This window comes from Exiguobacterium sp. HVEsp1 (genome assembly GCF_002009685.1).
GTDB classification, from domain to species: domain Bacteria; phylum Bacillota; class Bacilli; order Exiguobacteriales; family Exiguobacteriaceae; genus Exiguobacterium; species Exiguobacterium profundum.
In genome coordinates this window covers 1,318,144-1,341,544 of sequence record NZ_KV917367.1, presented here as the reverse complement: position 1 = coordinate 1,341,544, position 23,401 = coordinate 1,318,144, and the positions used below count along the sequence as shown (strand labels likewise).

Below are 23,401 nucleotides of genomic sequence, written 5' to 3'. Positions count from 1 at the left end.
TAATGAAAACGTTTACAATGTATTTTTGTACATTTTTTCAAGTGGCATATGTAACACTTCAATTCCGCTTTCACGCATCAATTCTAACCCATCCCCATGCTCATAACCGACGGCATATACGACTCGCGCGACACGTGCCGCAATTAAGGCGAGTGAACAGGCATGACATGGTGAATGCGTGACATACGCTGTCGCACCAAATGCATTCGTTGAATCGGCAGCGAGTTTTCCAATCGCATTGATTTCCGCATGGATTTCATGTTGTTTCGACCAGTGATGGTGATCATATGGGTCTGTACACTTGATATATGTCACGCCATCTCGGATGAGTCGTGCCGGTTCGTTGATCATATCGAGATCCGTCGATGCAACATAGTCGGCATGCTTATAGAACCCATCTTCTTGCTTGATATAGATTTCATTACAGTTCGTATGACCAGATGGTGTACCATTGAGACCAATTGAAATCGGTTTTTCGTCTTTTACAATGACACAGGCCACACTCTTCGATGCACACTTCGAGTGCCGCTCGGCCATCATATCAGCGAATAATAACCACGTCTCATCCCACAATCGTTGCTTCTCCACTCCAGTCCCTCCTCGTCGAAAAGGAAAGTCTGATTGCTCAGACTTCCCCCTTAGTATCCAGTGTCCTTTGGTAGTTCTTTATTTTTCGAAGCGATTTCGATGACCTTCTCCTTCAATTCGTGCTCCATGCGGTCAAGTTCGCGCTCGGCGTCACGACGTTTTTGCTTCCCTTCTTGCTGGATGCGTAATGTTTCATCCAACGTAGAAAGTAAGTTCTCGTGAGCGACTTTCAGTGATTCAACAGAGACAATCCCTTTTTCATTCTCTTGAGCAATTTCAATCGATGAATCTTTGAGCATCTTCGAGTTCTGCTCAAGCAGTTGATTTGTCGTCTTCGTCACGTCCTGCTGCATACGAAGTGCCGTTTTCTGGCGCGTCAAGCTGAGTGCAAGAACGACTTGGTTTTTCCAAAGCGGAATCGTGTTGACGACCGCTGACTCGATCTTTTCAGCGAGGATTTGGTTATTCTGCTGAATGACCCGAATTTGAGGTGCCATTTGAAGGCTGATGGTACGACTCAATTTTAAGTCGTGCAACTTTTTCTCAAAACGGTCCGCTAATTGAATCATATCGTTCAATTGTTGAAGCTTCGATTGATCTTTAGAAATTTCTACTTCTTGACGTAACGGGGCAATCTCGTGTTCCCGTACATGGTCAAGTTTTGTCTCACCCGCGGCGATATAGACGTTCAACTCTTCGAAATATCGCTTGTTCTTATCATACATTTGATCGAGCATCGTGATGTCTTTCATGAGACCAAACTTCGCACGATCGAGGTTATGGATGACCTCTTCCAAATAGACATTCATTTTTTCGAACTGAAGCTTATAGTTTTCAGCCTTCTTCTTCGCACGACCGATGAGCGGAATGTTATCCATGAAACTCTTTTTTTCCGGTTGAAGCATATCTGGGTCCATCTTACGGACGTTTTGCATCAAGTCAGACAACAGTTTCCCGGCATCGCCGCCATCTTTCATCCGCACTTCCGTCAAAATTTGATCAGAGAATTGGGAAAGTTCGCGCTGGACATTCGACCCGAACAACATAACAGAGTCTGTCTTTTTAATATCAATGGATTCAGCCAATCGTGTGATGCGCTCGCGATGCTCTTGAGGCACGTCTGGTTTCGCTTGAATGGCTGGCACTTCATGTGACTGTGTAACGGATGACCATTCGACAGATGGGTCACTGAACCCCTCCGTCTCCGTTTTTGTTTTCGTATCAGAAGTCAGTTCTTCTTCCGGCCATGACTGCCAGTTCGTTTCATTCGATGAAGTCATGTTTCTTTCTCCCTTCCGGCTGATCAGACAAGACGCGCTCCATCATGATCAGTTCACGTTCAAAGTCTACGGCGTCATCTTCAAGGAGACGTCCGCGTTGTTCTTTAAATTTATCGACAATTAGTCGCATATTTGTGATTAATTGTTCCCGAGTCTCTTCTTGAATGACGACCCGTTTTCCTTCAAGCTCTTTAAATTTCAAGACGACCGAGACGAGGGAATCTAAATAGAATGTGAACAGGTCTCGAACATGCTTTGCGTCTTGTGGATTTTCGAATAATTCTTCGAACAATTCGTGCGCTTCTTTCGAGACGGCCTTCATTTCACGCCTCACCTCTACATCCTTAATATCTGGAAGAACACGGTCGATTTGTTGTAACTTCTCATATCCTTGCTCAATCGTCCGTTGCAAAAATTGAAGCTCTAAATCGTCTGTCGCCTCGAACTGTCGCGTAGGCATCGGCTCTTCGATCGGTTTTAAAATCCTCGATCCAGAAAACGATTCTTCCTCATCGAGTAACAGTTTCTTCTTGGCACGTTTTGCCACCGTTGTCGGTGTTCGTTGACGCTGTTTGCGCTTGTTCGTCGACCACACTTCATTCAAGACGAGCGCCCCTACAATAATGAATAACCAGGAGAAATCGAATACGTTAATGGCAAAGTATATGACTGCCCCTGTCAGGGCCCATTTCATCCATGTTTTCATTCTTTTCACCTCATCTCATGTTACTTCTATTGTACATTACGAAACCACTCAACAAAAGTTTCGTCATCTCTATCATTTTAGCATAATAAAATTCGTCGATACCTCCGTCCACAGGTGTAGAATCAACTACCTATATCGACTACTTTCCCGTTGCGAGACGAAAAAAACCGTAGACTCATAGAGCCTACGGTTCGTTTGTTATGTGGTGATCCATGTAGATACCATGACGATCGCGACAGTTACAGGAATGACATAGCGAATGAGCGCATGCCAGATTGGGTAAAGCTTCACACCAGGTTTGGATGTTTCGATTTCATCCTTTAGGACACGTTGGTCAACGATGTAACCGACAAAGATGGAAGTCAAGAGTGCACCCGTCGGCATTAAAATATAGCTGACGAGATAGTCCATCGTATCGAAGAACGTCCGACCGTTCCAAATCTGTACATCACTCAAGAGTCCGAATGACAGCGCGGATGGTACTCCCACGATGAAGACGAGAAGAGCGGCTGTCACCGTCACTTTCTTTTTCGTCCATGACGATTTCTTTTCATTTAGACGATCGGTCACACCTGCGACGACGACTTCTAACATGGCAATCGATGATGTAATCGATGCAAAAGCGAACAATAGGAAGAACAAGACCATGAAGAATCCACCGAGCGGTACTTGATTGAAGACTGCCGGTAAAACAACAAAGAGTAACGCCGGACCTTCAGCCGGATCAAGACCTGATGCAAAGACTGCCGGGAAGATGGCTAGACCTGCTAAAAGTGAAACCGCAATGTTCAACAAGACAATCATGTTAGCCGACCGGTTCAATGTTCCTTTCGTCTTTATATAAGACGCATATGTCAGCATCGCTGCCACCCCTAACGATAAGGAGAAGAACGCCTGTCCGAGGGCAAACAATACCGATTCGCCAGTCAATGCAGAAAAGTCAGGCTGTAAGAAGAAACGAACGCCTTCCATCGCTCCGTCAAGCGTCAACGAGCGGACCACGAGAACTAAGAAACTGATGAACAAGAGTGGCATCAAAATTTTACTCATTCGTTCAATCCCTGCTTCAACGCCACGTAAGACAATTAAGAGTGTGATTAAGAGGAACAAGAATTGTCCGAGTACGGCAATTTCAGGTGTCGATACGACGTTCCCGAACACCTCACCAAATTCGTCAGCCGAACGTCCACTGAGCGTCCCACTTAAACCGAGTCCAATATAGATGAGGACCCATCCCCCAATAACACTATAGAAGGAAAGTAACAAGAAACAAGCAAAGACACCTAAGTAGCCGATAATGGTCCAACGGCCATGCCCTAACTGTTTGAAAGCAAGAAGCGCAGTCTTTTGAGTCGAACGTCCGACAATGAATTCTCCAATCAATAATGGCAGACCAAGTAATAGTGTGAACGCCAAAAACATGAGTAAAAAGGCACCGCCCCCGCTCGTTCCGGTGACATATGGAAACTTCCAGATTGCACCTAAACCGATTGCTGACCCTGCGGCAGCTAGTATGAATCCAATTTTTGAGGCGAATGAATTTTGCGCCATGTTTACCCCTACTTCCTCTTTTTCATTTCATTTTCATAATAATAGTGAAATACTAACACGGTTCCAAGATGAGGACAACAAAAAACAGAGAAAAGTCTGAATACTTTTCTCTGTTGATGCTTTATGGCGTTAAAAACGTGAGGGCTCGCTCTCGAATCCGTATCGTCAAGTGATCGGTTTCGAAATGTTCACCATCGATATCAATGATTTGAGGTTCGTTTAACTCGACTTCAACATGTGAAGCCTGAAAGTGATTCCACTCCGCCGATTTTTGATCAAGACCGAGTTGCTGGGCTAACAATTGACGAATCATCGGAAATCCGATTGCCGAGCTGTGTACCACTTCTAACAGCCCGTCGGAAAACGATTGTGTCTCAAGTTTGGTCGGGACCGTACCGAGATAACTCCCGTTCCCAACATAGAGAAAACTAACGTCACCGTCATATATTACTTCACTGCCCCGCCGAAGCGTGATGTTGAATGGGTCCGCTTCACGGAACTGACGGATGGTCGCTAAAAAATATCCGATTGAGCCTAATGATCCTTTTTCATCCGGATCGATTTGACGAGATGTATCCGCGATCAAACCGACGCCTACGAAATTGAGCGCATACATCTCATCGACTTGAATGACATCGACATATTGTTCGTGAGAGGAACGAATGATTTGAGCAGCCTGTGTCGGTTGAATTGGCAGTTCAAGCGCTCGTGCGAAGTCATTACATGTTCCTGCTGGAATGATGCCGACTGTCGGCCGTTCCTCGCGCTGTAAGGTCATTAACCCATTCACTACTTCGTTTAGCGTACCGTCCCCGCCAATGACAATCAGATGGTCGAACGATTCACTTGTTTCGGCTAATCGGAGCGCGTCCCCGATTTCCTGTGTCTTTTTGATGATGATTTCTTCATAGAGCGATTCAATCGTTCCGATGACTTCGCCGAGCATCGTCTCGCTCGTACCGGACTTCGGATTCGAAATAATCAAAGCTCTCATAGTAATCCTTCCTGTTCTAAGAAGTCTTTCGCTACATCGTACGCGCGTTCATTTCCGTACGCGACCCGTCGATTCAATTCAGACATTTGTTCGTCTGTGATTTTACCTGCGAGCTGATTGAGCGCATCCTCGATTTCTGGATACTCTTCAAGTGTCTCTTCCTTCATGAGTGGCGCTCCCTGGTATGGTGGGAAGAATTGACGATCGTCTTCTAAGACGACCAGGTCGTTCTCGGCAATATCAGGGTCCGTCGCATAGGCGTCTACTAAATTGACATCTCCTCGTGAGATGGCACGATAACGCAGTTTTTGCTCCATCGAGACGACAGATGGGAAATCAAGCCCATACTCGTTTTGAAGTCCTGGGTATCCGTCTTCACGGTCCGTGAATTCAAGCGTGAAACCGGCCTTGATGTCCGACTCGACATTCCGTAAATCAGAAATGGCCGTAATGCCTTCCGCCTCTGCATAATCACGTGGAATCGCGAGTGCATACGTATTGTTAAATTTCATCGGTTCGAGCATCACATATCCATCTTCAGCAAGCGCTTCTCTTGCTTGCTCGTACACTTCACCGGCATCGTTTGACTCAGGCGTTTCTTTGACGAGACTCGCGAGTGCGGTCCCAGTGAATTCAGGGTAAATATCGACATCCCCTGATTGGAGGGCCCCCCATACGAATGTTGTTTCCCCAAAGTTCGGTTTCACCGATACGGTCAAATCCGTTTCTTCTTCAATCAATAATTTATACATATTCATTAAAATCTCTGGCTCAGGACCAAGTTTTCCGGCAACGACTAAGTCTGTTTCTTGCGAACGACCGAACGCGAGCGGTGTGACGATGACCAAGGCGAGGACAGTAGAAACAGCAATCAATTTCGCCTTGTTTCGAGTCGCCGTCGCACCTTCCATCTGACGCAACAAGAAGTCAAATAAGAGTGCCAAAATCGCGGCCGGGATGGCCCCGAGTAAAATTAAGTAATTGTCATTCCGATTAATCCCGAGCAAAATCAGCGTACCGAGTCCACCTGCTCCGACTAAAGCAGCGAGCGTCGCCGTACCGACAATCAGAACCATCGCGGTCCGTATACCAGCCATGATGACCGGTAAAGCAAGCGGGAGTTCAACTTTTATCAAACTTTGATTCGGCTTCATCCCACAAGCTCGAGCGGCTTCAAGCAACGATTTATCCACTTCGTTTAAACCGGTGAACGTGTTTCGTAAAATAGGTAGGAGCGCATATAAGACAAGCGCAATAATGGCAGGTAATGCCCCGATTCCAACGAGCGGAATCATTAATCCGAGTAAGGCAAGCGACGGAATCGTTTGAATAATCGCAGTGACACCAATGGCGGTTTCGGCGATTTTCTTACGGCGCGTCAGCCAGATTCCCAATGGTACGGCAATCAATACGGCAATCAAAAGCGATACGACAGAGAGCTGTAAGTGCTCAATCAGTGCCTCGACAAGCTGTCCTTGTCTATTTTGGAACGTCTCAAGCATCTAGCTCACCTCTTCCGCGTTGTGTAAATTCTAAGACGAATGGGTCTTCACTCGCCAATATCTCCTCAGGCGTACCGATCAACATGAGTTCCCCGTCACGCATCAACGCGATGCGATCACCAAGCTTCATCGCTTCTTGCATGTCGTGTGTGACAAATAAAATGGTTTTCCCGAGCTCATCATTTAATCGTTTAATGTCATCTTGCAATTGACCACGGCTGATCGGATCAAGCGCAGAAAAGGGTTCGTCCATAAGGATGACGTCAGGGTCTGCAGCTAAGGCACGCAATACGCCGACGCGTTGCTGTTGTCCTCCTGATAATTCTGCTGGCTTCTTCGAGCGAAGTTTCGGGTCCAGTCCGGCGATTTTCATTAATTCGGTCACTCGCTCTTTTGTTCGGTCTTTTTTCCACTTTAATAATTCCGGTACGACAGAAATATTTTCTTCCACAGTTAAGTGAGGGAATAATGCAATCTGTTGGAGTACATAACCGATATTACGGCGTAGTTCAAAAATATCGAATTGATAGATTTCTTTTCCATCGATTAAAATTTTCCCATCCGTATGATCGATTAATCGATTCACCATTTTCATCGTCGTGGTCTTGCCACAACCTGAAGGACCGATCAATACAAATATTTCTCCTTTTTCTACAGTTAAACTCAAGTCTTTGACGGCTAACGTCCCGTCTTCATAACGTTTTGATACATCACGAAACTCAATCAACCTGATCCCTCCTCAACTATTTCCAAAATGGAAATTCAAATATTATTTTGCCCGTTTCTCTACTTTGTTAAACAAAAAAAGGCTCTCCTAATTGGAGAACCTGATTTTTAGTATAGCGTTACTTCAATATGTCGACGCCCCCATTGGATCGCGTCCTGTTTTGAATCGACTAATAAATCGACGATATGACCTTTGATTCGGCCACCTGTATCAAGGGCGATCGCATCACCGACACCTTGAATATGGACTTTAGAGCCTAATGGGATGATGGCTGGGTCGACTGCGATAATTCGCATCCCGTTATAATAAATCGAGTCGGTCACATCATGACCCGTGGCCGTTAATACACGACCGCCGTATGCCTTATTATCTGCAACATCATTTGAATAAGCCGTCGATTCGACTGTAATAACCTTTTTAGATGTAGATACCGGTGTCGCACTGACTGTTTGCGTAGCTGAAGTCGACGTTTTTGCAGCTGTTGCCTGTTCCGCTGCTTTTCGCTCCTCTTCCGCTTTTCGTTCTGCTTCAAGTTTCGCAAGTCTTGCTTTCTCGGCTTCTTCTTTTGCTTTCTCTTCTGCAAGACGTTCTGCTTCGATCCGCTTCTCTTCTGCGATACGTTTTTCTTCAGCAAGTTTCTTTTGGCGGGCGATTTCTTTTTGTCGTTCTTCTTCAATTGCTTGTCGTTCTAGTTCAAGCGGGTTTTGTACGATTTTCTGTTCTGTCCCGATTCCGATTTGAGCAGCATCTGCCTGATCCATGAATGTGAACAGCCCCATCATCGTAGCTCCAATGACGATCATATATTTTAATAATTTCATCGTAGTAAGGTCATCACCTTTCTCGTTATGTAACGAACAGATGTTAATTTACCACGACAAGTCCCGTCAAAGTAGTGATTTTATCGAAGTGAAACATTCCTGACATATGGCAAAAAAAGTGGTTACAGATTGTAATAATTGAAAAAAACGTTGGTATTCCTTATGTTCACAAAAAAATTACAGATTCGTTACAATCAGCCGTGTAACAAACCTGTAATCTTCCTGTCATGATTAAATCTTATTCATTTGACTCAATTTCATACATTCTGAGCATCCCCCACGGTGCGACATCAACTTGAACCGTGAACGATTGCTTTCCTTTTATGGCATCTATCTCATTTTGAGACACACGATACGAACCCATTTCTTCTATATAAAGAAGTCGATCATAATAGTTTGCCCGAATACCACCAAAAAACGGTTTTGACTCAATTCGATCGATGACAGCATAGCCCTCTTCCCCTTCTTTAAAGGACACATAGACCGTTCCGGTTTCGACATCTTGTCTTCCTTTGAAGGCATCATATTCGAGATAGATGGAATCTCCAAAATAAGGATCATATGGCTCGAACGAAGACCCTTTAAACGTGTACGTCTCTCCGACCCACGAAATAGCATAAACAAGTACCACAAAGACGATTGCAATCAGGACTTGGGCAACCGGGATCACCCAAACAGAAAACCGTTTCATGTCGTCACATCCCCTCTCGTTCGATTACGCCACCATAATGCGAGTGACAACGTAAAGACGATTAACGCACCAATCAAGAAGAAGAGTGAGATATCGAGCCGGTCCCATACGTAGATAAAGTAAATTGTCATTTGAACGATTAAGAAATAGATGAAAGCGAATATTGTCGGTTGTCGTGTCACGTCTTGGCGAATCAAGTACGTAAGTGCAATCACCTCGATGATGACCGCCAGTAAAACTCCTGAATCTTCAAAAAGTGCAAATGGGATGACTGCAAGGAAACTTACCCAGAGAAGGTCGTTTCGTCTGTGAATCAAATAGACGGCAACGAGTGCCACCGACAAAAGTGTCGCTTCAATGACAGAAGGCGGTCTTTGGGAGAGCCAACTTTCTGTCACGTTAATTAAATAACCAATTGATAGAACGGCCGCAGTGAACAGATACGTTGCTTGCCATGCGGCTTGTTTTCGATAGAATAAGAGCAATACATGCAAGATGACGAGTGACCAAAGCGGCCACAGTCTTCCCTCATAATCGATATACTGGCCGAAAATATTGAGAAGGCCATAAAAGGTTAGCCAGGCAAACGTGCGGTCCAACGATTCATCGACGAAATGGAACCACACCCATGTCACGATTAGAGCAATCCCAATCAAAATCAGCCCGATGCTTTCGAAACTATTGGTGATGGCTAAAAATGCAGCGATTGCGGTGATCATGGAGAATATGACATGCTCATACAAGATGCGATGAAGTACTGCCATCGCAAAGATAATCCAGAACAATAGAGTCAATTGGCCAGACAGGTTATACGTCGTGAAAATGACCGCCATGGTCGCGATAAAGAAAACGAACCCTAGTACACGTAACAGCGTGACATATCTTGGGGTTTTTAAGCGAACCCGCTCGGCAAACACATAAAATCCAACCATAAATAAAAGAAACAAACCGATTTTCAAAAGGTCAGGAATCGCTTGCCAGTTGGCTGCGACGAAACTGAAAAGGCTAAGAGCCAACAAAATGGATCCGACAATGACCAAAACGGGCGGCTTGTGATCATGTTGCTCACTAGCCGCCCGTCGTTTATGTTCATAGTCGACTAGTTTTAACCCTGTCGCTTCATCCAATAAACCCGCCTCTTGCCATTCACGTACTTTTTTGTCAATGGACATCTGAATCATCCCTTTCAGAAAAAGGTCAGCTGGCGCGTTCAATCAATTCCAATTCTGATTTTAGTAAAACTTGTTTCTCGAACTCGAGTCCGAGCTGTTGAAACTCTTCCATGATCGAGACGTCACCGATCACAGTATTGGTCAGTACGGCGGTCACTTCAGCGACCCATCCTTCACGAGTCGACTTCACGATATCACCTACGAGGAATTCTTCAGACACACCCATTCACTTCCAATCTAAATTTGTTTCTATCATTATAACGAAATTATAACCGTTTGAATACGTTTTCTTTTATCCGTTTAATAAATTGTGTCAAGAATTTTCCAGTAAGTCCCCAAATGATGTAGTCTTCATGTTCATAAAAAGGTTCTTTCATTTTAATTACCCGTTTCTTGTACGCTTTAGCATTCGCCAATCGATCTAACGGAATATTTTGATCCGGACTCATTGTCCATTCCATCTCTCCGTGGAATGGATCAATCATGAGCAAGGTAGAAATCGGTACGGTAAACAAATGATCGACCTCATCCGTCCCTTCCACACTCGGTACTTCCGATAGAATTCCGACAAACGGATAAATCAATTGACGATGAGGCGTAGCAAGCGGTCGCAATTTGCCTACGACTTCTACTTTATCTGCAGAAATCTCTAACTCTTCGCATGTTTCTCGGATTGCCGCTTCTACGGGTGTTTCTCCTTTTTCAAGGCGTCCCCCTGGAAATGAAATCTCCCCAGGTTGCTGCCGCATCGTGTGGGCGCGTACCTCAAACACGACGTGCCATTCCTGATCGGTTTGAACGAGTGGGATTAACACTGCCGCTGTCTGTTCATAATCTTCATCCATTGTAAAACTATCTCGAATTTTTTCTTCTGTGATCCATGGCTGCACAATGCTCACTCACCTTCCATCATCGAATATCATATATCGTTCTATACCCTACTTTTCGTTTAGTCGCTGCCAATGTCGGAAATATCATTATTAATGATAGGAGTTGATCAGCGTGGACGAACAAGTGGATGTATTGATTGTCGGTGCCGGACCAACCGGCCTGACGCTCGGACTCACCTTAGCCAGATATGGCGTATCTTTTCAAATCATTGATCGTAAGACGACCCCGTCGGACAATTCACGAGCCATCGGGATCCAGCCGCGGACCATCGAAGTGTTTTCTCGTTTAGATGTTGCGCAAGAAGTGCTAGAGCGTGCCCGAACAATCGAGCGGGGGAATCTATATTTTTCGGGACAGTGGACAGCAAAGCTTGAGTTCTCCAAACTTGTGACCCCTTATCCGTTCGTGACGTTGTTACGTCAAAATGAAACCGAAGAGATTTTGGAACGTGCCCTACGAAACCATGGACATGTTGTGAAGCGTGGGGAAACCTTGTCATCCATTACCCAATATCCATCCCGTACCATCGCACATTTGACCGCGACTGATGGGGTGACTCGTGCCGTTGAAGCGAAATATGTTGTCGCCGCCGATGGAGCAAACAGCTCGGTTCGTCGGATGCTCGCCCTTCCGTTTAGCGGTAAATCATTTAAAGAGGCTTGGGTGTTAGCCGATTTAAAGGCGGATTGGCCGATATCCCGGGAAGAGGTTCATATCTTTTTTTCGGATCGAGGAGTGCTTGAAGTCTTCCCGCTCACGGATGAAACAATTCGTATCACGGGAAACTTGAGAACGGATGAATCATTCCAAGAATCGGAACTTCAAGAATTGGTGGAGCAACGCAGTCATATGCCGGTCCATATTCACGATGTTGAATGGTTCTCTTTATTCCGTGTGCACAATCGCATGGTCGATACGTTCATCCATAATCGCATCATTCTCATGGGGGATGCGGCACATATTAACTCCCCGGTCGGCGGACAAGGGATGAACACCGGGATAGCGGATGCCTTCAACTTAGGTTGGAAACTGTGGTTACATCTCAAAACTGGCGCTCCCCATCACGTCGTGTCCACCTATCGGGACGAGCGCGAACATGTTGCCCGCAATGTGCTACAGACGACGAATATCGCAACGGAGATGTTGCAGACGACCCTCCCGATGCTTTTGCCGTTCCAAGCAATCGGTGCGGATGTCTTCACTCGCGTCAATCTCGTCAACCAAAAGATCACCGAACGGATTTCTCAGCTCCATTTATCGTATCCGAATGCGCTTCGGTTACCGTTTCGTCGCGTCGCGGAAGGAAAGATCTTTCCGGAGACTGAGATTTTACGAACGGATGACGGGTTTCGGACAAAAATATCCGAAATCGCGGACGGACGGTTTCAAGTGCTCGTATTTGACGACGGGAAACGTGATTTGACGTCCATTTATGACTATTTGAACAAGAACCAGCCGTTCATTCAAACGATTACCTTAACTAGGACGAGTCGCCCGTTTTTCGATCAAGGAAACGAACTAGCCAAATCACTTTTTATGAAACGTGGCATATTAGTCATTCGTCCAGACGGTTATTTGTTGCATAAGCAACATCATGTTCGCTTAAAGCCGTTACAGGACAAGTTGGCCGTCTGGCTGCCTTCCTCTTAAAGGTGTATAAATGGAGAGCCTCACCGAATGGGTGAAGCTCTCCATGTCATGACTATTCAACGTTTACATATAGAATACCTGGTTTCGAGAGCGTCAAATCGTAAAACGCTTCAAACGCCTCGATATCTTCTAATTTTCGGAAATCGATTTGATCTGTCTCTTCATTTGGAATGGCCACGATGATACCTTCCTCTGTCGATTTGATCATACCCGTTTGTCCGTTATGAATTCGAATATAGAGTACTTGCTGATTTTCTAGGAGTGAGATCGCCTCTCGTCTCGATTGAATCGGTTTTTTCATTTCATCCCCTCTTTTCCATTTCAGTATACCGTTCGCTCCATATTGCTTTCAACTCGCCACACCATTAAACTTGTGTAAAGAAGGGGTTGAAGGCATTGGAAACATTATTGATCATCGTACTCGCCATTTTGTTTGTCATTTTGGTCTCGATTCGGACAATTCGCAACTTAAAGTGGGTTCGTTTCGGTGAAGCATTCGGGAAACAAGGTGAAGAACTTTTAGGTGATTATCATTATTTGACCGAGCAGGGCATCACCTGTCGTGTGGAACAAGGACTACCGACCGGTAAACTATTAAAGCCGCTCGCAAAAAACTTGGACGATCGCGTTGCACTGTTCGTTCACCGAGATGATGCGGCAAAAGCAAGAGAACTTTTAAAATAAGATGAAGGCCGAATACAATCATTCGGCCTTCATCTTATTTATGTACTTGTCGCTCAGAACAATAATAAGCGATTTGTTTGACGAGCGGCTCTGTCAACGTCTCAAGGTTCGTTTTATTGATCACTTGATCCACTAGAGCGAATGAATCTCCACAATTCGCCTTAATTCGTTCTAACTTCAATCGTTCCGTTTCCGGGAAAATTAAAAACGAATAGACGGGAATTGCTTGATTACACTCTTTTTTTAATCGTGACCGCACCTGTTTGGTCATCCGTTCTAATTCCGTGACAGGATGAGGATAAACCTGTTTCCACCCCATTGAGGTCTCGGTTCGACATTCCCGGTTCGTCATATGGACGAGGGCTGGAGTTCGATTTAATTGAATCAAGAATACGCCTTTAGGTCCGACGAGCACGTAATGAATGAGATCATCCCCTAATTTGACATGTTCAATCATCATCCAATCAAATCGGCATGTTTGTCTGATGTTTTCGACGAGACGATCTGTATAGCAGGTTGGTGCTTTCATCACTTCTTCTTTCACACGAAACAGCTTTTTTGTCTGTTGTTTGACTGGTTGTTTCTCCGTGGCCGTTAACACTTGCAACATGGACTCCACCCCCTATTTGTTATTCGCTTGGACCGACTTGCTTTCCAAAGACCGCTTTTTCAAGATTTGAAATTCGGCGTAACATGTCATAATTTGAAGCAACCGGCTGTGCTGGTTTAGCCGGTTCCGATACAGGCGCAGGTTCCCGTCGCAACGAGTCGTTTTCATTTTGAAGACGCTCGATTTCTTTCGCCATTTTTTCATAATCGCGAATGACGACATCTAAAAATTGATCGACTTCTTCTTGTGAATAACCACGTAACGCGGTCTTGAATTCTTGTTTATAAATCGCTTCTGCTGTTAATTCCGTTTGCATCATATCACTCCCATTGTTGTTCCCATTGTTTTTCTTCTTCAATGACTCGTAAGTCTTCTTGTGTGATCAAGAAAACTTCCATGTTCGGCTTTCGCCGAGCCCCATCGACTAGAAACCGGGGACTTCCTTCCGTTTCTTCGTCATACAAGGTGATCAATCCTTCTGCTTTATCTAAAAAGAACGCTGTTTTTGCCCGTAGCTGACTCGGGTCTTCGTATGGACGCTGTGTCAGCGGCTCAAAAAAGTCTGCCTCGAGTTGCAGTTGCACAAATAGTTCTTGTTCGAATGGTTTATAGCGCTCATCCATGTTTAAGAACGGCGGAAATACGGCGATTTTAATCGGATAGGTTTCTCTTAACTCTAACAATACTTGTCCGGCCCACAATTCACAACCATTCGTTCCACTAAATATGAACCATTCAGCACCTAATTCGATGACTTCAAGTATCTTTTTCCGGTAAGCTTCTTGAATGATTTCAATACCCGGATGATCCGCTTTGAAGATACCGAGTTCATGAGGACGATATCCTGTGACGGCTACTACTTTCATGTTCGCTTCCTTTCTAGGCGAGCACGGCGATGTTCTAACGCATCTTTCTCGCGTTGCATCGTTTGACGTAACACCGTCCGCTTTTGATCAAGAATCTCTAACGCTCGCTCCGTGTAATCCATCGCTAAAGCCACGTCCTTTTGTTTATGCTCTGCATATTTGGCAAGTTCGACGTACCCTTCAATCGTATGAATCGATTCAAACAGCGGAATGGCCTCCTCGAATCGTCCAGCTCGTTTTAATAACATCGCTTGCCGCATGATGGCACGCTTCGATGGACTCGGGAGTTGCTCAAACTCCCTCAGCGCTTGATCTTGTTCGCCAAGGTCATGTAGCCAGTGGGCACGTTCCTCTCCGAAATCAGTTACCGGGGTCGTGACAAGCTGACTGAGACGCGTATACAACGAGACGAGGCTTAAACAGTCCGCATGATGGTGCTCAAGGACCGGCAGCAATATTTCTGGATTCCGCTCTTTGACGTATTGAAAATAGTGCATCGGTGCCAAGAAGCCAGGAAGGTCATCCCTTCGTTCATGACCAAAGTATGCTTCGACCGCTTTTAATGATACTGATTCTAGCCTCGGTTTTAACAATCGTCTTGCAGCGTGAAGTAAATCGACATGACCCACTGAAGGTAATTGTTTCACCCGTGATTTGACGAACGTGTGTCTCGTCTTGATTTGAGGCCAATCAAATGACTTCCCGTTATAGGTGACGAATCGTACCTCATCTCCGATGTCTTGCAAGAAATGATAGTAAAAGGCGGTTTCAAACGCCGGATGAGGTAACACGTATTGAATCATTTCAAGTTGTTCCGCACGAATCCGTGCAAACCCGATTAAAAAAATCGACGTTCCAGACCCACGTAAACCGGTCGTCTCCGTATCCATGAACAGGACTTGGTCGGGGTCTAAGTCGACGGCGAAAAACGGATGCTCGGTTCGAGCCATCATCTGTCCTGCTTCTCCAAACTCGAAGTCGTGATACACCTCATCAAGGGGATATGTCTTCCGGATCCGGACGCACCATTCCCCCTCAAACGTTAAAATCTCGCCCCCATGATCCTTCCACTTTTGTTGCTCCACTTCGTCAGGGGTCGCAACACTAGCTTTTGGGGCAGGTTCGTTCGTTTTGATTAATCTAGATAGTTTAGCTTTCATATCGTTCCTTTCAATCCTTGCAACTGGCGAATGACTTGCTGCTTGAAGTCACCGTATCCAACCATGCCGACACAACGGGGACATCCGCTCTCACACGGACAGTCGGATACCGTCCGTTCTGCCGCTTCAAGCACCATGTCTGCATCTTTAAAGAGCGCCTCGCTGAGCCCGATTCCTCCAGGATAGCGGTCATACAGATAGACGGTCGGCTTACTCGTATGTGTCGACTTCATCTGAATCGTTGTGAATAAATCAAGCGTGTCACACATGAGATAGAGTGGTGCAAGCCGTCTCATCAAATCACTGACCGCTTCAAGTTGATCTTCGAGGTCCGCCTCCGAGTAGGCGAATCGCTCATCCAACGTGAACCATGTCGCTGTCGTATGCAGCTCTCGCTCCGGTAGATGAATCGGGCCCGACCCGATGTTCTCATGCGTCCCAAATTTTATTTTCTTGAACAAAGTGGCCATCGCGATGACCGATACCTCACCAAACGTCTTCGCTCCATCTGTCTTATTCTCTTCAAGCACCTTCAGTTCAACGGCTAAATTCGCATCTGTGTAGTAGTCGACGTCAACTCGGCGAACATACGCTTTCTTCTCCTCAAAATCGAGTTTTTCGACCTGATATTGCTCGGCTCCATGTAAGTATATCGCTTCATCATGTAACAACGTCATGGCACTGAACGTGTCCATTTCACCGATGACTTGATGTTTTGCCGTCTGATCGACGATGACGACATTTTCTTGATCACTCGTCCGAAGCGAGATGTCATGAGCCGGAAATGAATCCGTCATCCAATAATATCTATCAGCCCGTTCATGCAAGACGTGAGCATCCGTCAAAAACTCTAATATATCTTCCGTATCGACCGTTCCGAATCGCTCTCCTTTTTGAAAAGGCAACTCGAATGCGGCGCATTTCATATGGTCCACTAAAATAATCAAGTTATTCGGGTCAAGCCGGGCCGCTTCCGGTGAACGTTCTAAAATCATGTCCGGCTGTTCGACGACGAGTTGATCGAGTGATGACGAGGATGCGACAAATACAACGAGTGATTCTGAATGGCGGCGTCCGGCCCGACCAGCCTGCTGCCATAAGGAAGCGACCGTTCCAGGATACCCATTTAAGACACACGCTTGCAGTTGGCCGATATCGACACCGAGCTCCAACGCGTTTGTCGAGACGACCGCCTTGATTTCCCCGTTCCGTAACCGCCGTTCGATTTCTCTACGTTCAGATGGAAGATAGCCGCCACGGTAACCGACAATAGACTTTGGTCCGAGCTCCCGACGTGTTAATTCCTGCAAATAGGTCAATAGCACCTCGACACGTACGCGCGACCGCGCAAATACAATCGTTTGAATGTTCGCTTCCACGAGCCTCGAGGCGATTCGTTTCGTCTCGAGCGTCGCGCTTCGACGAATTCCGAGTGCTTCGTTGACGACAGGCGGGTTGTAGAACACAAGATGTTTCTTCCCTTGAGGTGCCCCGTTCCGATCGATTAAAACGACTTCTTCTTCCGTCAATAGCTCGGCAAGTTCAAGCGGGTTCGCGATGGTCGCTGAGGTCATGATCCATTTCGGATGACTGCCATAATAGGCACAGATTCGCTTCAAGCGTCGAAACACGTTCGCCACATGACTTCCAAATACGCCACGATACGTATGGAGTTCGTCGACGACGATATATTCTAAGTTCTCAAAAAGACGAATCCATTTCGTATGATGAGGTAAGATCCCGGAATGTAGCATATCCGGATTCGTGATGACGATATTCCCCGCATCGCGGACTTTTGTTCGTGCCGCAGGTGAAGTGTCTCCATCATACGTGAAGCATCGTAAATTCCCTTCAAGGGCTTCGACCATCTCCATCAAGTCACTGTTTTGATCTTGCGCGAGTGCTTTTGTCGGGTAAAGATAAAGCGCACGGGCTGTAGGTTTTTCAATCATCTTCGATAGGACGGGCAAGTTGTAACAAAGCGTTTTTCCTGAAGCCGTCGGTGTCACGATGACCGTCGAATGACCAGCCGCCGTTTGTTTCACAGCCTCGGCTTGATGCGTGTACAGCTGCTCGATTCCGCGATTCTTAAGTACATTCGCCAATTGTTCAGGCACTTGTTCTGGAATTGGGGCATATTGTGCCGGACGAGCGTCGACCGTGTACCAATGACGTACGTGGTTTGAAAAACCTGGATCGTCTTTTAGTTGTTTGATCATTTCTTCGACAGAGCGAGATTTTCGCATCCAGTCACCTTCTTTCATTACGCATTCGAAGGGGCAAGATCCGCTACGACTTGTCGGATTTGATGAATCCGTTCATCTCGTACCACTCTCGATACGGCGGGCATCTGAAAGATGGCCATCTCGTTAAATGTAGCAGCGACATGCTCATTCTCTTCTTCGAGGCGGATGAGCGCATCTGAAAACAGACGTTGCGTCGACCGTCCGAACAAGACGATGGTATGTAGTTTCGTACATTTTGAATGAACCGCTAAAAGATGTTTGACGTAGCGTTGCACCGTTTTATAATAATCTTCGTTTGTTGAGCTGAGTTGACGGTTGCCACGAAGAAGTTCCGGATAATAGGATTCTTCGCCCGTGAACATGGTCTCGACTCCGATTCGTTTCAAGTAAGCATGTCCGATCGCTTCGGCGACGGTTTGGTCCTGGATGAGACGCCCAAACGGTATCGACTCTTTTAAGAGCACATGTGAAAGCTTTAACCCGAGATGTCCACCGAGAGGCACGCCGAAATCATCGTCTTGCAGTCGATCTATGACAAGTAGTACTTTCATCTTGCGCTTTAAAGAGAGTTGAACCATGTGTCACCATCCTGTTCCCTTTCTTTTCATTATAGCAAAGTCAAACGAAAAACAGGGCGAACAATGTCGCCCTGCTTTCCTTAGTTATTCCCATTGTTTGAATTGCCATTTCCACGATTCGTGTCAGACGATTCACCATTGGATTGTCCCTCTAACGGAGTTCCTGAATCATCTCCGTCAGTTGGTTCGTCTGTTCCTTCGCCAGAACCTTCATCCGTTGCCGGTTCATCAGGAGTTTGTTCGCCGGTGGTATCTTCTCCGTTTCCGTCTCCGTTACCATTTCCGTTTTCATTCCCGTTCCCGTTATTTTCGTCTGATGGTTCATCTTCGGAATTTTCCTCGTCAGAAGGGTTTTCCTCTTCTTCCTTTGGCTCTTCTTTCGGTTCGATTGAGTAGCTCGCTTGCGCCGGTGCCGATTGCTGCTCACCCGTCAACGGGTTCGTTGCATTCGCGACAATGGTAAACGTTGTGTCTCCTTCGGCCAAGTTTGCAATATTTACACTCGTCTCCCCGGTCGTTCCGACGACTTGCTCACTTCCGTCAGCTGACTTCTGTGTCACTGTGAACGTGACATCCGTATAGCCATCTGCTTGCGCACCATCGAAATCGTATGACCATGAGACAGAACCAGTTTGGGCTTCTTCGTCATAGTTGACACTTGCCCCAGTCGGAGCAACCAACTTCTCAGGTTGAAGATCTTTTGGTTTTGTCCCTTTTACATAGAGTTCATTGCCAAGTGACAAGACTGAGTCCGGACGTTGGAATCGATCCGGTTGTCCCGTCGCATTCGTCACTTGTTGCATCATGTACTCGAAATAGTATTGGGCGTAGTTCGGTTTATTGGCAGTCTCACTAGCACCGCTCACTTTACCCGTCCAAACGGAAATCGAGTAGTCCGTCGTATATCCAGTAAACCACTTGTCTTGCTCATCGTTGGTCGTTCCCGTCTTACCTGCCACGTCCCAAGGGAAGGCACCGGGTTCATACGTCCCGTTCGCACCGCTCACGACATCACGAAGCATGTCCGTCAACATGTATGCCGTATAGTCTTCCATTGCCTGCTTCGCTTTGATTGGCGAATTGATGCTTGAACCGTCATTGAATTCAATTTTTTGAATCAAATGCGGTTTTGTATACATTCCATTCGTCCCAAAGGCAGCATATGCCGCTGCCATTTGAGTCGTGCTCGCTTCAGCGGCACCGAGGGCGTTCGCTTCTAATACTTCCTCTCCGGCGTACATCGGTTCAACGCCGAGGTTTTTTGCAAAGGACTCGATGGCCCCTTGACCAAATTCATCACGAACTTCTTGGAAAGCTCGAACAGCAGGTGTGTTCCCTGAAATCGTTAAGAAATACCGCATCGTGTTTTGACCACGATATTCTTGATAATAGTTGTTTGGTTTATAGGACCCCTCGAGCGGTGCATCGAGTAAGATCTTCCCTGTCGACCATTGTCCGTTCTCGATTCCTGGACCGTAATCAAAGATCGGTTTGGCCGTCGAACCGATTTGACGTTTTTCATTCGAATAATCACGATACGATTTGTCACCTTGTTTTGCCTGTTGACTATCGATGATCGCGACAATTTCACCAGTCTTCGTATTCAATACCGTTGCACCCATGCGGAGTTCGTCGGCCGGGAAGCTTCCGCCTGGAATGTTCACGTTATCCGATTTAATGTCACTATTGAATTTTGTATGCAACTCTTTGTTGATAGACGTATAGACTTTTAAACCTGTTCCATAAATGTCTGACTGTTCTAGACCGTAATCTTCTTCAAGCTCGGCTTGGACTCGTGAATAAATCGCACGTGTGAACGCTTCTTCTTCCGTCTCTTCACCAGGTGAGATGACGTCAGCAATGGCGACATCAAGTGCCTCATTGTACTGTTCCTCAGAAATATGTCCGTCACGTTTCATCGCAGACAGGACTTGCTCTTGACGGTAGCGGGTCAACTCCTGATCACCATTGATTGGATCATAGGCACTTGGACGTTGTGGGAGACCGGCAAGAATCGCGGCCTCTTGATAATTGACCTCAGAGACCGGCTTGTTGAAGTAACGTTTCGATGCAGTTTGCACACCATATCCACCACTACCGTAATAGTTTTTGTTCAAGTACATCTCTAAAATCTGTTCTTTCGTATACTCACGCTCGAGTTTGAGTGCGAGCCATTGTTCTTGCAGCTTACGCTTCAACTTCTTATCTGTCGAAAGGAATGACTGCTTGACCAATTGTTGCGTGATGGTCGATCCACCTTCCGCACCGAAACCGTCTGTCAAGTTGGCAACGACGGCTCCGCCGATTCGACGTAAGTCAATCCCATTATGCTCATAGAAACGACGGTCTTCGATTGACACGACCGCTTGTTGCATCACTTCAGAAATGTCGTCGATTGAGACATACTCGCGAATCTGACCTGCCCCTTCGAGCGGTTCTCCTTCAGCCGAAATCAACTGAATCGGGTACGTATCGACAAGCTTTTCTTCATCTAGCTCTGGTGCCGTCGCAATGGCATATACCGTATAGGCGCCGAATGCGATTACCGCAGCAATAAATAACATGAAGCCTAATAAAAAGATGCGTTTCCACATCGGTTTCTTACTTTTCGTCTTTGGTTGTTTCCCAGTTTTTTTGCGTTTATTCGTCGTCGAATCTTGTCGACGTGCGACCCTACTTCGCTCCATTCATGGTTCACTCCTTCTATTCAATCGAGCCATTGATCGAGCACCGTCAAATAATCAATCGACGGTAAGGCTCTCGTCGGAACTTCAATCGCTTCCTTTTCGATAAAGCTGAGCGGAATCGATTTTCGCCCCGTTAATCGTTGTTCCCACCACCGAACAAGTTGCTCGGTGGTCAATACATATTGCGTATTATAGCGACTAAAGCGGATGATGACAAAACAAATCCCTCCATGACGTTCACACTCACGCATGTGGGCGATTTGGTGGTCATGAAAATTGCCGAGTGGAAACGACGTCTTATTATTCGTTTCTTTCGCTTCAAAGTCAATGTACCTGCCACGATAAACACCGTTGTAATCGGTCGTAGATGCCTGTTTGAAATAGGCTTCCGTTACTTTGGCGGCACTTCGCTTCGGGTAGTCGACTTTGACGATTTGGAGAGGGGTTGGTTTTTTGTGGATGACGGCTCGTTGATGAATCCGATAAAATTCATTCGTTTCATTTAACAGCGTCTCCAAGTTCATTCCGCGATTCGCATAGGTTTGAGAATTCGATGATTGCTTCGAAATTCCTTCCCCCTTTGTTGTCTTTGTCACGTTTGCCTTTTTACCGTTTGGATAATGGAACAATGTCGTCACCCCATACATACATATTAACAGGTCGGTCCACTCGTTCCTTCCGTCTCAGGTCTGATTGTCGACTTCTGTCGGTCGACACTTGTGTGGATTTACCGCAACACATATCGTACCAAACTCCCGTATGTTAAACTAGTATGTAAGCGATTGTGTATCCAAATTGAAAAGCTCTCGTTATGTATATCCCGATTGTTTTTCTATGATAATAGCACCTTTAGTGTTTATCCAAGATGACACACCGATAAACCTAATTGATGTCATTCTCGAAAAAAATGTGCAATACCTGTGCAATAGATTGACCAAATCACCATTTGGAAATAAAATAGGATGCTTAAAGACGTTACTGTTAATCCGTTTTGGAGGGATTGGATGGAAAGTGGAAAGAAGTATGTCATGTTCGTCGACGAGACAGGTACGCCGAAGGGGAACACGCAATTTAACTTGACGGGCGTGCTGATGGAATATAAGTATTCAATCGATGCAGACGAAACTGGACTACCGTGTGAATTGAAACGACGTCTTCAGGCGTTCAAACGAGATGTGTTCAAAACGGAGCATATCCCACTTCATTTAAAAGAAATTTTAAAAGCGGAACATCCTTACGGAAAAGAAGATGGGATCACGATTGATATGTTGCGCGACTTTTGGGATAAGCTCCCTGAATTTTTACGAGGAATCGACTGTACGATCGTCAGTGTCGAGGTCGATAAACAGAAGCTCCATGACTTTTATTCGACGCCCAAAGATCCGTATGTCGTTGCGTTCGCTCACTTGATGAAGTCATTCTATGCGTTTTTAGAAGAAACAGAGGCAGTGAGTGCCCGGGTCGTCCTGGAATCCCGAGACGATTATCAGAACTTACTGATTCAAAAAGCATTCTTCGATATTTTCAATTCAGGTACCGTTCATTTAGACGTTGAAAAGAGCCGTCAAAAAATCAAAGGCTTCATCTTCTCTGAGAAGCAGAACACGATGTATCAATCTGGATTAGAAATCGCCGACCTCGTCTGTCTGCCACTTTCTCGCGTTCGTCGTGGCGTGATTGAAGTGAAACCACGGTTCGTCCATTATGGGGACGAGAACCGAATCTTTAAAGCCATTAAGGACAAAATTTACATCCGTAAAGAAAGTCCGGACCAAGATTTCCGAAACTGGGGCTTCAAAAAAGTGCCAATCACGAAAAAACGTCGCGAATGGAGCGACCATCCTTGGAATCATTAAGCAAAAACGCATCGACACCTTTCGTGTCGATGCGTCAGCTTGTTGACTAACATGAATCTTATCGCTCGCCTGTCCGGCGCCCACGCTTTCCTCAGGCAATCCCGGAGCCGCATCGCGACCTAGGTCGCTGCTGGGTCTCCG

23 protein-coding genes and 1 pseudogene are annotated in these 23,401 nt (G+C 46.0%); 3 read left to right on the top strand and 21 right to left on the bottom strand.

Translation table 11 applies throughout. The features are described from left to right. Positions 1-12: 12 nt before the first annotated feature. From BV910_RS06910 to BV910_RS06855, 12 genes and pseudogenes are all read right to left on the bottom strand, one after another. Positions 13-588: a deoxycytidylate deaminase gene (locus BV910_RS06910; RefSeq protein WP_078146775.1), complete on the bottom strand. Its 576-nt coding sequence runs from the start codon at positions 586-588 to the stop codon at positions 13-15. 50 nt (positions 589-638) lie between these two features. Beyond that, on the bottom strand, positions 639-1,868 hold the full coding sequence (locus BV910_RS06905) for a toxic anion resistance protein (RefSeq protein ID WP_078146774.1): 1,230 nt from the start codon (positions 1,866-1,868) through the stop codon (positions 639-641). Further along, entirely contained in the window at positions 1,852-2,574 is a 723-nt protein-coding gene (locus BV910_RS06900; protein ID WP_078146773.1) for a 5-bromo-4-chloroindolyl phosphate hydrolysis family protein, read from the bottom strand. Before BV910_RS06900 ends, BV910_RS06905 begins: the two co-directional genes overlap by 17 nt. Positions 2,575-2,772: 198 nt before the next feature. Continuing rightward, positions 2,773-4,125: a sodium-dependent transporter gene (locus BV910_RS06895; RefSeq protein ID WP_078146772.1), complete on the bottom strand. Its 1,353-nt coding sequence runs from the start codon at positions 4,123-4,125 to the stop codon at positions 2,773-2,775. Positions 4,126-4,246: 121 nt separating this feature from the next. Then, a complete protein-coding gene (locus tag BV910_RS06890) occupies positions 4,247-5,119 on the bottom strand; it encodes a diacylglycerol/lipid kinase family protein (protein WP_078146771.1) in 873 nt (290 codons plus the stop codon). Next, the gene (locus BV910_RS06885; protein ID WP_078146770.1) at positions 5,116-6,621 is read right to left on the bottom strand and encodes an ABC transporter permease/substrate-binding protein; all 1,506 of its coding nucleotides are present in this window, start codon (positions 6,619-6,621) and stop codon (positions 5,116-5,118) included. Before BV910_RS06885 ends, BV910_RS06890 begins: the two co-directional genes overlap by 4 nt. Positions 6,622-6,631: 10 nt before the next feature. Next, positions 6,632-7,348 (bottom strand): annotated as a pseudogene (locus BV910_RS06880) (ABC transporter ATP-binding protein); the annotation flags it as partial. 107 nt (positions 7,349-7,455) lie between these two features. Next, positions 7,456-8,169 (bottom strand): 3D domain-containing protein, encoded by a 714-nt coding sequence (locus tag BV910_RS06875; RefSeq protein ID WP_240499813.1) that lies wholly within the window; start codon positions 8,167-8,169, stop codon positions 7,456-7,458. A gap of 238 nt (positions 8,170-8,407) precedes the next feature. Further along, entirely contained in the window at positions 8,408-8,860 is a 453-nt protein-coding gene (locus BV910_RS06870; protein ID WP_078146768.1) for a hypothetical protein, read from the bottom strand. Further along, positions 8,857-10,032 (bottom strand): DUF2157 domain-containing protein, encoded by a 1,176-nt coding sequence (locus BV910_RS06865; RefSeq protein ID WP_240499812.1) that lies wholly within the window; start codon positions 10,030-10,032, stop codon positions 8,857-8,859. Before BV910_RS06865 ends, BV910_RS06870 begins: the two co-directional genes overlap by 4 nt. Positions 10,033-10,057: 25 nt before the next feature. Continuing rightward, on the bottom strand, positions 10,058-10,258 hold the full coding sequence (locus BV910_RS06860) for a DUF2187 family protein (protein WP_012726121.1): 201 nt from the start codon (positions 10,256-10,258) through the stop codon (positions 10,058-10,060). 40 nt (positions 10,259-10,298) lie between these two features. After that, the gene (locus tag BV910_RS06855) at positions 10,299-10,922 is read right to left on the bottom strand and encodes an NUDIX hydrolase (RefSeq protein ID WP_240499811.1); all 624 of its coding nucleotides are present in this window, start codon (positions 10,920-10,922) and stop codon (positions 10,299-10,301) included. 112 nt (positions 10,923-11,034) lie between these two features. Here BV910_RS06855 and BV910_RS06850 point away from each other — a divergent pair, with 112 nt between their 5' ends. After that, positions 11,035-12,573 carry an FAD-dependent monooxygenase gene (locus tag BV910_RS06850; protein WP_078146765.1) on the top strand — a complete coding sequence of 513 codons (1,539 nt, stop codon included), beginning with the start codon at positions 11,035-11,037 and terminating at the stop codon, positions 12,571-12,573. A gap of 52 nt (positions 12,574-12,625) precedes the next feature. On the opposite strand, the gene BV910_RS06845 is transcribed toward BV910_RS06850, so the two are convergent. Continuing rightward, on the bottom strand, positions 12,626-12,874 hold the full coding sequence (locus BV910_RS06845) for a hypothetical protein (protein ID WP_012726118.1): 249 nt from the start codon (positions 12,872-12,874) through the stop codon (positions 12,626-12,628). A gap of 95 nt (positions 12,875-12,969) precedes the next feature. On the opposite strand from BV910_RS06845, the gene BV910_RS06840 reads away from it, so the two are divergent. Next, positions 12,970-13,257 carry a hypothetical protein gene (locus tag BV910_RS06840; protein WP_012726117.1) on the top strand — a complete coding sequence of 96 codons (288 nt, stop codon included), beginning with the start codon at positions 12,970-12,972 and terminating at the stop codon, positions 13,255-13,257. Between the two features lie 34 nt (positions 13,258-13,291). Here the strand turns inward: BV910_RS06840 and BV910_RS06835 are convergent, their stop codons facing one another. From BV910_RS06835 to recU, 8 genes are all read right to left on the bottom strand, one after another. Continuing rightward, positions 13,292-13,867, bottom strand: a complete 576-nt coding sequence (locus BV910_RS06835; protein WP_078146764.1) for a nuclease-related domain-containing protein — start codon at positions 13,865-13,867, stop codon at positions 13,292-13,294. A gap of 19 nt (positions 13,868-13,886) precedes the next feature. Further along, positions 13,887-14,183 (bottom strand): cell division regulator GpsB, encoded by a 297-nt coding sequence (gpsB, locus tag BV910_RS06830; RefSeq protein ID WP_078147922.1) that lies wholly within the window; start codon positions 14,181-14,183, stop codon positions 13,887-13,889. A gap of 4 nt (positions 14,184-14,187) precedes the next feature. Further along, positions 14,188-14,733, bottom strand: coding sequence for an SLOG family protein (locus BV910_RS06825; protein WP_047795387.1), 546 nt, complete (start codon positions 14,731-14,733; stop codon positions 14,188-14,190). Further along, complete coding sequence (locus BV910_RS06820) at positions 14,730-15,893, bottom strand: ribonuclease H-like domain-containing protein (RefSeq protein ID WP_078146763.1); 1,164 nt, start codon at positions 15,891-15,893, stop codon at positions 14,730-14,732. The genes BV910_RS06825 and BV910_RS06820 overlap by 4 nt, the downstream gene beginning before the upstream one ends. Then, positions 15,890-18,139, bottom strand: coding sequence for a DEAD/DEAH box helicase (locus tag BV910_RS06815; RefSeq protein ID WP_078146762.1), 2,250 nt, complete (start codon positions 18,137-18,139; stop codon positions 15,890-15,892). Before BV910_RS06815 ends, BV910_RS06820 begins: the two co-directional genes overlap by 4 nt. Before the next feature lie 17 nt (positions 18,140-18,156). Next, positions 18,157-18,717: a hypothetical protein gene (locus BV910_RS06810; RefSeq protein ID WP_078146761.1), complete on the bottom strand. Its 561-nt coding sequence runs from the start codon at positions 18,715-18,717 to the stop codon at positions 18,157-18,159. An 80-nt stretch (positions 18,718-18,797) separates the two neighbouring features. Further along, entirely contained in the window at positions 18,798-21,404 is a 2,607-nt protein-coding gene (locus BV910_RS06805; RefSeq protein WP_078146760.1) for a transglycosylase domain-containing protein, read from the bottom strand. A 20-nt stretch (positions 21,405-21,424) separates the two neighbouring features. After that, positions 21,425-22,051, bottom strand: coding sequence for a Holliday junction resolvase RecU (gene recU, locus BV910_RS06800; protein ID WP_078146759.1), 627 nt, complete (start codon positions 22,049-22,051; stop codon positions 21,425-21,427). 357 nt (positions 22,052-22,408) lie between these two features. Here recU and BV910_RS06795 point away from each other — a divergent pair, with 357 nt between their 5' ends. Then, on the top strand, positions 22,409-23,260 hold the full coding sequence (locus tag BV910_RS06795) for a DUF3800 domain-containing protein (RefSeq protein WP_035387865.1): 852 nt from the start codon (positions 22,409-22,411) through the stop codon (positions 23,258-23,260). Positions 23,261-23,401: the final 141 nt, after the last annotated feature.